The following is an 11,380-nucleotide window of genomic DNA, read 5'->3' on the forward strand; positions in this document are numbered from 1 at the left end:
AATCGCCCACGATGGTAGCCGCCTTTCCGGTCACGCCCCCAGTTCGCGGCGGAGCCGGCCGGCGTCCACGCGCCAGAACGTGTGCTGCTCACCGTCCACGAGCACCACGGGGATCTGCTCCCAGTAGGCACGGTGCAGCTCCTCGTCCTGACTGATGTCCTTCTCCTCCCAGGACGCACCCGTCTCGGCGCACACCTGCTGGATCACCGACCGCGCGTCGTCACAGAGATGACACCCGGGCTTCCCGATCAGGGTCACCACACGGTCACCGGCCTTCTTCTTGCTGCGCCGCACCAGAGGACTCATGCCCCCCATTCTCCGCCCGTGCGCGACACGCCCGGACGGCCCCTTTAACAATCCGGCCGCGGAGAGTTCACGCCGCGGCATCCCGGCGAGTCGGGAACTGCCGAACGGACTGGCTATGCTCACGACATGGCCGCACTGGGATGGCTCACCCCCCGCAGGCGCTCCTCGACCGCCCGGAGCGTTCTCGCCGGCGAGGCCGCTGCCGAGGCAGCACGCAAGACCTCACAGCAGTTCGAGGCGGACGCCCGGGCCCGGACCGACGCGGACACCGCACCGTCCGAGCCCGACTTCCCCGTGGCCGGGGACGTCGGCGCCGCCGCGTTCTTCGACCTGGACAACACCGTCATGCAGGGCGCCGCGATCTTCCACTTCGGCCGCGGGCTGTACAAGCGGAAGTTCTTCCAGCGCCGGGAGCTGGCGAGGTTCGCCTGGCAGCAGACGTGGTTCCGGATCGCGGGTGTCGAGGACCCCGAGCACATGCAGGACGTGCGTGAGTCCGCGCTGTCCATCGTCAAGGGCCACCGGGTCTCCGAACTGATGTCGATCGGCGAGGAGATCTACGACGAGTACATGGCCGACCGCATCTGGCCGGGCACCCGCGCGCTCGCCCAGGCCCACCTCGACGCGGGTCAGAAGGTGTGGCTGGTCACCGCCGCGCCGGTGGAGACCGCGACGATCATCGCCCGCCGGCTGGGACTGACCGGTGCGCTCGGCACGGTAGCCGAGTCCGTCGACGGGGTCTACACGGGCAAGCTCGTCGGCGAGCCGCTGCACGGCCCGGCCAAGGCCGAGGCGGTTCGGGCCCTGGCGAGCGCCGAGAACCTCGACCTCGCCCGCTGTGCGGCCTACAGCGACTCGCACAACGACATCCCCATGCTCTCCCTCGTGGGACACCCGTACGCCATCAACCCGGACACCAAACTGCGCAAGTACGCTCGTGAGCGCGACTGGCGGCTGCGCGACTACCGCACGGGCCGCAAGGCGGCGAAGGTCGGCATCCCGGCCGCCGCGGGCGTCGGTGCCCTCGCGGGCGGTACGGCCGCGGCCGTGGCCCTGCACCGCCGCCGGCGCTGACCCGGGCGCGCGGAGGTCCGGGCTCCCCCATCGCCACTCTGCGTATCAGTGCCCGCGTTACGGATCCGACCGCCCGTGTCCAGACCCTCCGCGGCGCCCCGGAACACTCGGCACCCGTATGTCCTGCGAGGACGCGCAGCAGGCGGTACCCGGCATTCCGAGAGCCGTACCCCTCCACGCCGCCCGCCAGTCGCGATGTCTCCGGACGAACACAACCCATCACGCCTCACTGCAGAAGGCGAAGTAATCCGATCAGCAAGCGATCACAATCTGCGAGCAGTTATGCCGCTTTGCCGTAACAGAAGCGACGGATTCGATGATTTGAGCAACTGGGTGTAGCACTGCCTGTACGAAGCGTTATTCTCCTCAGACGCACATGGACCCCCACGCGTCGCCACGACGGGTGAACGGTCCCGCACAGCACGTGATGGAAGCTCTGCCTCTGGGAGTCCCGTGTACCCACACGTCGGGGTTGACGCCTCGGGCCTGGCTACGCTCCGCGCGGTGGTCCTCGACCACCTGCGCGGCTTCGTCCCCACCGCGTACGCCGTCCCCGCCTTCGCCGCGAGCGCTGCCGCCCTCGGCCCTGCCGGTCCCTGCTACGCCCTGGCCGACCGCATCGAGAAGGTGCCGGCCCGCAGCGGCGCGGTCGACGCGCGATCCGGCGAGCGCGAGGCCGGCAGACGAGGCGGCCGGCACGCCGCCACCTCGACCACCGCCCGCCGGCCGAGTGCCGACAGCGACAGCGCGCGGATGATGGAACTGGTCGAACGCGCCCAGGCGGGCGAGGCCGAGGCCTTCGGCCGGCTCTACGACCAGTACAGCGACACCGTCTACCGCTACATCTACTACCGGGTGGGCGGCAAGGCGACGGCCGAGGACCTCACCAGTGAGACCTTCCTTCGGGCCCTCCGCCGCATCTCCACGTTCACCTGGCAGGGTCGCGACTTCGGCGCCTGGCTGGTCACGATCGCCCGCAACCTGGTCGCCGACCACTTCAAGTCGAGCCGGTTCCGACTGGAAGTGACCACCGGCGAGATGCTCGACGCCAACGAGGTGGAGCGCAGCCCCGAGGAGTCGGTACTGGAGTCGCTGTCCAACGCCGCGCTGCTCGAAGCCGTCCGCAAGCTCAATCCGCAGCAGCAGGAGTGCGTCACCCTCCGCTTCCTCCAGGGCCTCTCCGTCGCCGAGACCGCCCGCGTGATGGGCAAGAACGAGGGCGCGATCAAGACCCTTCAGTACCGGGCCGTGCGCACCCTGGCACGGCTCCTGCCCGACGACGCCCGCTGACGCCGCGCCCGAAGCGCGGTGAGCCCGTCCGCACACACCCCCACACCCCACCGGCACCACCTCTCCCCCACGCGCCCGTCCCCGGCCCGTCCACCCTCAACTCACCATCCGTGAGCACTCGATGACGCACTGGTCCGATCATCCTCCGCGCGTAACCCAACTGCCGAGCCGCTCGTTGTGCGCAATGCAGGCTCCCTGCGGTCACGTCGTGCGTGCAACCACTCACTCTTTCGTGTGGATGTGCTCAAGTCGTGCAACCTTCCGGACCCCCCGGGGAGTCGACCGTCATGACGAGAGGAGGTGCCGCCAGTGATCGCTAACGTTTCGGCGCACCGGCGGGCGAACGCCTTCGCCCAGGACCTGGAGAACCAGACGCTCCGGGGCACGGCGGCCGAGCAGCCCGAGAGTTCGGCCGATCGGGCCGAGCAGGGGCGGCTGTTGGCCTTGGCGAACGGCCTCGGCGAGCTGCCGAGGCCGGAGTTGGATCCCGAAGTCAAGGTGGTGCAGCGAGCCCAGCTCGTGGCCGCCATGGAAGCCATGTTCGCGGAGGGCTCCGCGTCCAGGAGCCCTACCGTTCCGGACCAGCGGAGCTCCCGCCGCGGTGCCCATCGGGCCTCCCCGCTCCGGAAACTCCGTCCGCGCTCCCGGTGGTCCAAGGGCCTCGCGGCCGGCGGGCTGACCGTGGGGGTGGCCGCCGGCGCCTTCGGAGGTGTGGCGGCCGCCAGCTCGGACGCCCTCCCCGGTGACTCCCTCTACGGGCTGAAGCGCGGCATGGAGGATCTGAAACTCGGTATGGCCGACGACGACACGGATCGCGGCGGGCTCTACCTCGACCAGGCCTCCACCCGGCTGAACGAGGCCCGCCGCCTCATGGAGCGCGGGCGGGCGGGCGAGCTGGACACGGAATCGATGAGCGAGGTCAGGCGCACCCTCAACGGCATGCGTCACGACGTCTCCGAAGGTCACCGGCTGCTGCACCAGGCGTACGAGCGGGACGGCTCGCTGGGCCCCATCGCCACCCTGTCCTCCTTCGCGACCAGCCACCGCGACGTGTGGAACGGGCTGCGGGACAGGCTGCCCGCCCAGCTCACGGACGTCGGGGACGAGGTGAGTTCGGTCTTCGACGCCATAGACCAGGAGGTCGGCCCGCTCCGGTCGCTTCTGCCCCGTGCTCCCGAGGGCGAGCGGCAAGGGTCCAGCCGGCCCGGATCGTCCCCGCAGGACTCCTCGAACTCCTCGGAGACGTACCCGTCGGCGCCCTCCTTGCCGTCCGTCGGCAGCTCGGCCGCGGACCACCTGCCCCAGCCGTCCGGCACGGGCGCCGTGGAGGACGACCAGCTGATCGGGGGCAATACGGGCGGGCTGCTCAACCCCCCGCAGAACAGCGCTTCCCCGTCACCGTCCGGTGGGCTCCCGGACCCGGCTGCGCCCGTGCCGGACGTGACGATCCCGCCGTTGCTGCCGGGGCTGCTGCCCGGCCTGGGCCTCGACAGCGAGGACAGTCCGTAGCCCGTCGGCCCGGAGGCCGGTGAACGGCGAAGGGCGGGGGCGGGATACGCTCCATGCGTATCCCGCCCCCGCCCTTCCATCGGAGGTCGGCGGGGCGACCGGCGGCCGGGCGTGGGAGCCCGATCAGAAGAAGACGGACCGCCGCTGAACCAGCAGTTTGTACAGCGTGTGCTGAATCTGCTCCCGCACCTGGTCGGTGAGGTTGAACATCAGCATCGGGTCCTCCGCCGCCTCCGGCGGATAGCCGTCCGTCGGAATCGGTTCCCCGAACTGAATCGTCCACTTCGTCGGCAGCGGCATCGCACCCAGCGGCCCGAGCCATGGGAACGTCGGAGTGATCGGAAAGTAGGGGAACCCCAGCAGCCGCGCGAGTGTTTTCGCGTTGCCGATCATCGGATAGATCTCCTCTGCCCCGACGATCGAGCAGGGCACGATCGGCACACCCGCCCTCAGCGCCGTCGAGACGAAACCGCCCCGCCCGAAGCGCTGGAGCTTGTAGCGCTCACTGAAGGGTTTGCCGATGCCCTTGAAGCCCTCCGGCATCACCCCGACGACCTCGCCGCGCCGCAGCAGCCGTTCCGCGTCCTCCGTGCACGCCAGCGTGTGCCCGGCCTTGCGCGCCAGTTCGTTTATGACCGGCAGCACGAAGACGAGGTCCGCGGCGAGCAGCCGCAGGTGCCGCCCGGCCGGGTGGTTGTCGTGGACGGCGACCTGCATCATCAGCCCGTCCAGCGGCAGCGTCCCCGAGTGGTTGGCCACGACCAGCGCGCCGCCCTCCGACGGAATGTTCTCGATGCCCTTGACCTCGACCCGGAAGTACTTCGCGTACAGCGGCCGCAGCAGCGACATCAGCACCTGGTCGGTGAGTTCCTCGTCGTAGCCGAATTCGTCGACCTCGTAGTCACCGGTGAGCCGACGGCGCAGAAACGCCAGTCCGCCCGCGATGCGCTGGTCCCAGCCGGTGTCCGCACCGGGAGCCCCGGAACCGCGCGGCGCCCGCGCGGACGACCCGTGGGCGTCCTTGCCGCCTCCGGCCGAGGCGTTCTTCGGCACGGCCCGCTCCCCGCCCAGTTGCCCGGGGACGGAGCCGACCGGGATCTCACGCGCCGACTCGGCCACGGATTGCCGTCGGCCCGATCCGGCGCGGCGTCGCACCGACCGCTGCGGTGAGCCGTTGCGCGACCGGTCGTCGTCGAACGGAATGACCTTGGCGTCCGCCATCGTTGCTCGCGCTCCTTATCCGGCGCTCTGAGGGGTGGCGCCACCGGCCGGCGAGAGCGCGGCGACCTTGTCGACCGCCCTTGCCAGGGTCTCCGGCGGCAGCAGGCCCGGCCCATGGCTGCGCGCGAAGTCCGCGAACGTCTCCGCGGTCGTGTAGGCAGGGTTGAAGCCCAGTGTCTCGCGCATCTGCACGGTGCTGACCACCCTGCCGTGCGTGAGGAGCCGGATCTGTTCCGGCGAGAAGTCGGTGATACCGACCGTCCGCAGCGCCGAACCGACCCAGGTCACGGCCGGTAGCAGCACCGGCACCGTGGGGCGGCCGAGTCTCCGCGAGCACTGCGACAGCAGCAGCACACCGTCGCCCGCGATATTGAACGTGCCGCTGTTCAGCGTGCCGCGGCGGGGCTCGTGGGAGGCGATCCGCAGCACATCGACGACGTCGTCCTCGTGGACGAACTGCAGCCGGGGGTCATAGCCCAGGACGGTCGGCATGACGGGCAGCGAGAAGTAGTCCGCCAGCGGCGAGTCGGCGCGCGGTCCGAGGATGTTGGCGAAGCGCAGCACGCACACCGCCACGTCCGGCCTGCGGCGCGCGAACCCGCGTACGTACCCCTCGACCTCGACCGCGTCCTTGGCGAAGCCGCCGCTCGGCAGGGACTTGGGGGGCGTGGTCTCGGTGAAGACGGCCGGGTCGCGCGAGGCGGAGCCGTACACGCTCGTACTGGACTTGACGACCAGGCGCCGGACGGTCGGCGACTTCTGGCAGGCACCGAGCAGCTGCATGGTGCCGATGACGTTGGTCTCCTTGACCGCCGTGCGGCCTCCGGACCCGAGCGGTGTGCCCGAGACGTCGAGATGGACCACGGTGTCCACGTCGTGCTCGGCGAGGACGCGCGCTATGGCGGGCTGCCGGATGTCGGCCCGTACGAAATCGGCTCCGCCGAGCCGGTGCTCGGGCGTCACCGCGTCGACGCCCACCACCCGTGCCACTTCGGGGTCCCGCTGGATGCGGCGTACGAAGCGGCCCCCGAGTTGCCGGGCCACACCGGTGACAAGCACGACCTTGCCCAAGATCAGCGCCTTCCGTTCGGTCCTGGCTATGCGTCACCGTAGCGGGTTGACGTTCCGCTGTGACGACCGCAGGGCCTTCTTCCCGGCTCTTTGATCCCAACGCACGACACGACCGGCCCGAAAAGCACCGTGGCCCCTCCACCGCGCAGGTGAAAGGGGCCACGACGTATGCGGACAGCTGCCGCTTACTTCTTGTTGCGACGCTGAACGCGCGTGCGCTTGAGCAGCTTGCGGTGCTTCTTCTTGGCCATCCGCTTGCGCCGCTTCTTGATAACAGAGCCCACGACTACCCTCGCTCACTTCTCTTCACTCGGTGCGGGGCGTCTGGGCCCACACGACCTACGTCGGCCTAGCCTACCGGCCCGAGCTCCGAGCCTGTAATCCGAGGGGTGCCTCAGGCCGATTCGACCCCCACAAAGGATTCCCGGAGGTACTCGTGAACCGCTTGCTCCGGGACCCGGAAGGACCTGCCCACCCGGATCGCCGGCAGATGACCGCTGTGCACCAAGCGGTACACGGTCATCTTCGACACTCGCATCACCGAGGCGACTTCCGCCACGGTCAGGAACTTGACCTCGTTGAGAGGCCTTTCGCCAGCAGCCATGACCCACCTGTACCTTCCGCACACGACGCCCACCGGCTTCCCCTCCGGTGACTCTTCGTCGCGGTGCGCTCACTCCCAGAGTAGGGGCGGGTGGTGCGAGTGGGGAAGAGGAGCAGCCATCGGCCGTTTACTGTGACAGACACGCTCGATTGAGTACATAGCGAGTAAGCGGCTGGTAGTAATCGGACCGCACAGCGTCATCGAGGGGCACGGCGACGGAGACACGCCCCTCGGCCTCGCCGACGAACAGCGCCGGGTCGTCCGTGTCCGCCAGGCCGATGGCCTCGAAACCGAGCTGACCTGCACCGCAGACCCAGCCGTGGTCGCCGACGACCAACTCCGGCAGAGGGTCCCCGGACTCCGCGACGCCCTCCAGCGCGGCCCGTACCGGCAGGGGTGAGTGGGTGTGCACGCCGGTCGCACTCCCCGGCTCACGCGCTCCGGGTTCCCGCACCACCGCGACTCCCCGTACGTAGTCGATGGTGTGCGTGCGTACGCCGAACCGGGTCGTTATGTCGACACATCGCCCCTGCGCGGGTGTGAGAACGAGACAGCCCGCCGCCGACAGGGCGTCTGCCAGCGCGGCGTAGAACCCAAGCAGCCTGTGCGGGTGCCCGGTCCCGAACAGCACGCTCCCGCGCCGTTCCGCGACCGCCGCCAACCGCCCGGCGAACGCTTCGAGCCCGGCCAACGTGCGCTCCGGGTCGATGACGTCCTGACCGGAAACATGCGCCGGGTCCCCGGAGACCCCGCACCTGTCCGCCATCAACATGATGAGATCCCGCTCGCTCCAGACCCGTTCGGGATCGAGCCCGAGGGTGACCCTCGGATCCCGCGCCGCGAACAGCCGGTAACTCCGCAGGCTCCGCTCCCGGGACGTCGCCACCGGGCCGGCGAGCCCCGCCGCCAACAGATGCGCCCGCAGCGCCCCTCTGCTCAACACAGCGACGATGGTGCCTCAGCGCCCGGCACCGCACCCCGGAAACCGGTCAGATCCCCACAGTCGGGGTAACGGCCGCGGATCGCCCGCCGCGGCGGCGCAACCTTCATCAAGCAAGCAGGCCCCGCAGCGGGAAGACCGCCCTCCGGGTCGCGAGCACCGCCTGGTCCAGCCGGTCCGCCGGGTCGTAGCCGTCCTCCCAGGAGCGCCACGTCGGAGTGCGCCCGTCCGTCATCCGCCCGGGCCCCGACTGCCGTGTCAGCGCGTACGCCTCGTCACGCCACGAGGACGGGATCACCGACTCCGGGTCCACGGGCGCATGGGCCGCGATCCCGACGAGATGGGTCCAGGACCTCGGCACGACGTCCACGACGGCGTAGCCGCCTCCGCCGAGGGCCACCCAGCGCCCGTCCTCCACGTACTCGTGGGCGAGCGCATGACAGGCCTCCTGGACCAGTCGCTGGGCGTCCAGTGACACCGCGAGATGCGCCAGCGGGTCCTCGAAGTGCGTGTCCGCCCCGTGCTGCGTCACGAGGACCTGCGGCCGGAAGTCCGCCAGGAGTTCGGGTACGACGGCGTGGAACGCGCGCAGCCATCCCTCGTCCCCGGTCCCCGCGGGCAGCGCCACGTTCGCCGCGGAGCCCTCGGCCGCGCCCGTCCCGCCCGTCTCCTCCGGCCATCCCGTGCCCGGGAAGAGCATCCCGGGATGCTCGTGCAGGGAGATCGTCAGCACCCTCGGATCGTCCCAGAAGGCCGCCTGCACACCGTCGCCGTGGTGCACGTCGACATCGACGTAGGCGACCCGCTCGGCCCCCAGTTCCAGCAGCCGCGCGACAGCCAGCGAGGCGTCGTTGTAGATGCAGAAGCCCGAGGCCGCCCCCGGCATGGCGTGGTGCAGCCCGCCGGCGAAGTTCACGGCGTGCGGGGCCTCGCCGCGCCACACCGCCTCGGCCGCACCCACCGACTGGCCCGCGATCGTCGCGGACACCTCGTGCATCCCCGCGAAGGCCGGGTCGTCCACCGTGCCGAGCCCGTACGACCGGTCGGCGGCACGCGGATCGCCGGACGCGGACCGCACGGCCGCGACATAGTCCTCGCGGTGGACGAGCCGAAGCGTGGAGTCGCCGGCGGGCTTGCCCGCCACCACGTCCACTTCGCGGTCCAGCCCGTAGGCCCGCACCAACTGCATGGTCAGCGTGAGCCGTACCGGATCCATCGGATGACTGGCCCCGAAGTCATACTTCGTTACCGCCTCGTCCCACATCAACAGTGCGCGGCCGCTCATGGTCGACACCGTATCGGTCGGGCTCCGGCCCGAACGACCTGGCGTACAGCAACGTCACGAGCACCAACACCATCGGGACGAGCATCGCTCCCCGGTAGCTCCACGCGTCCCCCAGTCCTCCGACCAACGGCGCCCCGATCAGGAACCCCACGTAGTTGAAGACGTTGAGCCGTGCGACAGCCGCGTTGCTCGCCCCGGGGCCGCCGCGGGCGACAGCGCGCCGCCCCGCCGCGGCGAACGTCTGCGGCACGATCACGCACAGGCCCAGACCGAGCAGCGTGAATCCGGCGAGACCCACCCATGGTCCGGGAGCCATCGCCACCACGGCGAAACCGCCCGCCGCCAGGACCGTCCCGCACCGCACGACCGCCGCCGCCCCGAACCGCCGGACCCCGTGATCTCCCACGGTCCGCCCGAGCAACGTGGTCACCATGTAGGCGTTGTACGGGACCGTAGCCAGCTCCTCCGAACTCCCCAGCACGTCCTGGAGGTACTTCGCGCTCCAATTCGACACGGTGGAGTCCCCGATGTAGGCGAAGGCCATCACCATGCACAGCGGCAGGAGCAGCCCGAACGGCAAGGCGGCGCCACCGCCCGCCACGTCCGCCGAGCCGTTCCCGGACGCCGGACCGGCGGCGTCCACGTACCACCGGCTCCCGAGCAGCGCCGCGGGCAGCAGCACCAGGACAACCGGCAGGTACGACACCACGAGCGGCAGGTCCCAGTGGGCACCCGCCCAGGCGAGGGAGGCACCGAGAATCCCCCCGAAGCTGTATGTGGCGTGGAAGCCGAGCATGATGCTGCGGCCGTACGCATGCTGCAGGCTGACGCCGAGCATGTTCATCGAGGCGTCCAGTGCGCCGACGGCGAGCCCGAACACCCCCAGCGCCACGGCAACCTGCCACACGCTGCTGCCGGCGCCCACAGCCAGCAGGGAGAGCAGCACGATCGGCTGCGACCACCGCAGTACCGCTCCCGGCGGACGGCGTGCGACGATCTTCTCGGTCGCCACGCTGCCGACCCCGGCGAGGATCGGCACGGCTGCCAGGAAAGCCGGCAGCAGTCCGTCGGATATGCCGTAGCGGTCCTGGATGGCGGGAATCCGCGTCACCAGGAGGGCGAAGGCCACGCCCTGGACGAAGAAGCTCAGCGCCAACGAGGCCCGACCGTGCCGCAACCGCGCGTCCGTCATGGCCGCACAGCGTAGGGCGCTCAACTACCCATGGGTAGACGGATCAGGCGAGCAATGCGTGGAGCTCCGTCATGTCGGCGAAGAATCCATTCGCCCCTGCGAGCTTCGCCGCCGGCGTCATCGCGGTGAAGCCGTACACGTCCATCCCCGCCGTCACGGCCGCGGTGACACCGAGGGGGCTGTCCTCGACCACGACGCAGCGTGCGGGCGCGACGCCCATCCGCTCGGCGGCATGGAGGAACAGATCCGGGGCCGGCTTTCCGCGGCCCACGTCCTCGGCACTGAAGACGTTCCCCGCACGGAACCAGCTGTCCAGGCCGGTCCTGCGGTGCCCGACCCGGATGCGCTCATGGCTCCCGGAGGACGCGACGCAGTACGGCACTCCGTCGGCCGAGAGCTTGCCCAGTACGTCGGCAGCCCCTGCGACGGGTGTCAACTCTCGCTCGAAAGCGGCGAACACGCGGGCGTGCAGCGTCTCGTCGAAGTCCTCGGGAAGCCGCTGCCCGGTCCGCTGCAGGACGAGGTCATGTACCCGGTGCACCGCGGCACCCATGTAGTCGCGAACTGATTCCGCGTAGGAGGTGGTGTGTCCCAACTCCGTGAGGTAGGCGGCGAGGATCGTGTTCGACAGGGGTTCGCTGTCCACGAGAACACCGTCGTTGTCGAAGATCACGAGGTCATAGCGCATGCCCGACAGCCTAGGAAACCGGGACCACGCGCATGGAACGGGGGAACGCGAAAAAGCCCCGGACCGTGTCGGTCCGGGGCTTTCCCAGAAGAATTGTTCGGCGGTGTCCTACTCTCCCACAGGGTCCCCCCTGCAGTACCATCGGCGCTGAAAGGCTTAGCTTCCGGGTTCGGAATGTAACCGGGCGTTTCCCTAACGCT

The 11,380-nt window shown here is 70.1% G+C and carries 12 protein-coding genes and 1 rRNA gene; 3 read left to right on the plus strand and 10 right to left on the minus strand.

The window, feature by feature from the left end; translation table 11 throughout:
• Nucleotides 1-30: 30 nt before the first annotated feature.
• Nucleotides 31-306 carry a glutaredoxin family protein gene (locus AB0J10_RS21575; RefSeq protein WP_363063897.1) on the minus strand — a complete coding sequence of 92 codons (276 nt, stop codon included), beginning with the start codon at nt 304-306 and terminating at the stop codon, nt 31-33.
• A 126-nt stretch (nt 307-432) separates the two neighbouring features.
• Here AB0J10_RS21575 and AB0J10_RS21580 point away from each other — a divergent pair, with 126 nt between their 5' ends.
• The 3 genes from AB0J10_RS21580 (at nt 433) to AB0J10_RS21590 (ending at nt 4,179) form a co-directional block, all read left to right on the plus strand.
• A complete protein-coding gene (locus AB0J10_RS21580) occupies nt 433-1,380 on the plus strand; it encodes an HAD-IB family hydrolase (RefSeq protein WP_363063899.1) in 948 nt (315 codons plus the stop codon).
• Between the two features lie 453 nt (nt 1,381-1,833).
• Nucleotides 1,834-2,670, plus strand: a complete 837-nt coding sequence (locus tag AB0J10_RS21585) for an ECF subfamily RNA polymerase sigma factor, BldN family (RefSeq protein WP_363063901.1) — start codon at nt 1,834-1,836, stop codon at nt 2,668-2,670.
• A gap of 309 nt (nt 2,671-2,979) precedes the next feature.
• The gene (locus AB0J10_RS21590) at nt 2,980-4,179 is read left to right on the plus strand and encodes a DUF5667 domain-containing protein (protein WP_363063903.1); all 1,200 of its coding nucleotides are present in this window, start codon (nt 2,980-2,982) and stop codon (nt 4,177-4,179) included.
• A 123-nt stretch (nt 4,180-4,302) separates the two neighbouring features.
• On the opposite strand, the gene AB0J10_RS21595 is transcribed toward AB0J10_RS21590, so the two are convergent.
• The 9 genes from AB0J10_RS21595 to rrf all read right to left on the minus strand — a co-directional run.
• Complete coding sequence (locus AB0J10_RS21595) at nt 4,303-5,400, minus strand: lysophospholipid acyltransferase family protein (protein ID WP_363063905.1); 1,098 nt, start codon at nt 5,398-5,400, stop codon at nt 4,303-4,305.
• Nucleotides 5,401-5,415: 15 nt separating this feature from the next.
• Nucleotides 5,416-6,471, minus strand: a complete 1,056-nt coding sequence (locus AB0J10_RS21600; protein WP_363063907.1) for an NAD-dependent epimerase/dehydratase family protein — start codon at nt 6,469-6,471, stop codon at nt 5,416-5,418.
• Nucleotides 6,472-6,656: 185 nt separating this feature from the next.
• The gene (locus tag AB0J10_RS21605) at nt 6,657-6,755 is read right to left on the minus strand and encodes an AURKAIP1/COX24 domain-containing protein (protein ID WP_003948845.1); all 99 of its coding nucleotides are present in this window, start codon (nt 6,753-6,755) and stop codon (nt 6,657-6,659) included.
• A 110-nt stretch (nt 6,756-6,865) separates the two neighbouring features.
• Nucleotides 6,866-7,075: a helix-turn-helix domain-containing protein gene (locus AB0J10_RS21610; RefSeq protein WP_158687078.1), complete on the minus strand. Its 210-nt coding sequence runs from the start codon at nt 7,073-7,075 to the stop codon at nt 6,866-6,868.
• A gap of 127 nt (nt 7,076-7,202) precedes the next feature.
• Nucleotides 7,203-8,018 carry a phosphatase gene (locus tag AB0J10_RS21615; RefSeq protein ID WP_363063909.1) on the minus strand — a complete coding sequence of 272 codons (816 nt, stop codon included), beginning with the start codon at nt 8,016-8,018 and terminating at the stop codon, nt 7,203-7,205.
• A 106-nt stretch (nt 8,019-8,124) separates the two neighbouring features.
• A complete protein-coding gene (locus tag AB0J10_RS21620; protein ID WP_363063911.1) occupies nt 8,125-9,300 on the minus strand; it encodes an acetoin utilization protein AcuC in 1,176 nt (391 codons plus the stop codon).
• Nucleotides 9,251-10,492, minus strand: coding sequence for an MFS transporter (locus tag AB0J10_RS21625; protein WP_363063913.1), 1,242 nt, complete (start codon nt 10,490-10,492; stop codon nt 9,251-9,253). Before AB0J10_RS21625 ends, AB0J10_RS21620 begins: the two co-directional genes overlap by 50 nt.
• 43 nt (nt 10,493-10,535) lie before the next feature.
• Nucleotides 10,536-11,180, minus strand: coding sequence for an HAD family hydrolase (locus AB0J10_RS21630; RefSeq protein WP_363063915.1), 645 nt, complete (start codon nt 11,178-11,180; stop codon nt 10,536-10,538).
• Between the two features lie 95 nt (nt 11,181-11,275).
• Nucleotides 11,276-11,380: ribosomal RNA gene (rrf, locus tag AB0J10_RS21635) — 5S ribosomal RNA — on the minus strand; the annotation flags it as partial.

The organism is Streptomyces sp. NPDC049887, assembly GCF_040656535.1.
Lineage (GTDB): Bacteria > Actinomycetota > Actinomycetes > Streptomycetales > Streptomycetaceae > Streptomyces.

What these genes read in the sequence shown, in the direction of transcription:
- AB0J10_RS21610 (WP_158687078.1), bottom strand. Translation starts at nt 7,075, where the DNA reads ATGGCTGCTGGCGAAAGGCCTCTCAACGAGGTCAAGTTCCTGACCGTG.
- AB0J10_RS21575 (WP_363063897.1), bottom strand. Translation starts at nt 306, where the DNA reads ATGAGTCCTCTGGTGCGGCGCAGCAAGAAGAAGGCCGGTGACCGTGTG.
- AB0J10_RS21620 (WP_363063911.1), bottom strand. Translation starts at nt 9,300, where the DNA reads ATGAGCGGCCGCGCACTGTTGATGTGGGACGAGGCGGTAACGAAGTAT.
- AB0J10_RS21630 (WP_363063915.1), bottom strand. Translation starts at nt 11,180, where the DNA reads ATGCGCTATGACCTCGTGATCTTCGACAACGACGGTGTTCTCGTGGAC.
- AB0J10_RS21580 (WP_363063899.1), top strand. Translation starts at nt 433, where the DNA reads ATGGCCGCACTGGGATGGCTCACCCCCCGCAGGCGCTCCTCGACCGCC.
- AB0J10_RS21625 (WP_363063913.1), bottom strand. Translation starts at nt 10,492, where the DNA reads ATGACGGACGCGCGGTTGCGGCACGGTCGGGCCTCGTTGGCGCTGAGC.
- AB0J10_RS21595 (WP_363063905.1), bottom strand. Translation starts at nt 5,400, where the DNA reads ATGGCGGACGCCAAGGTCATTCCGTTCGACGACGACCGGTCGCGCAAC.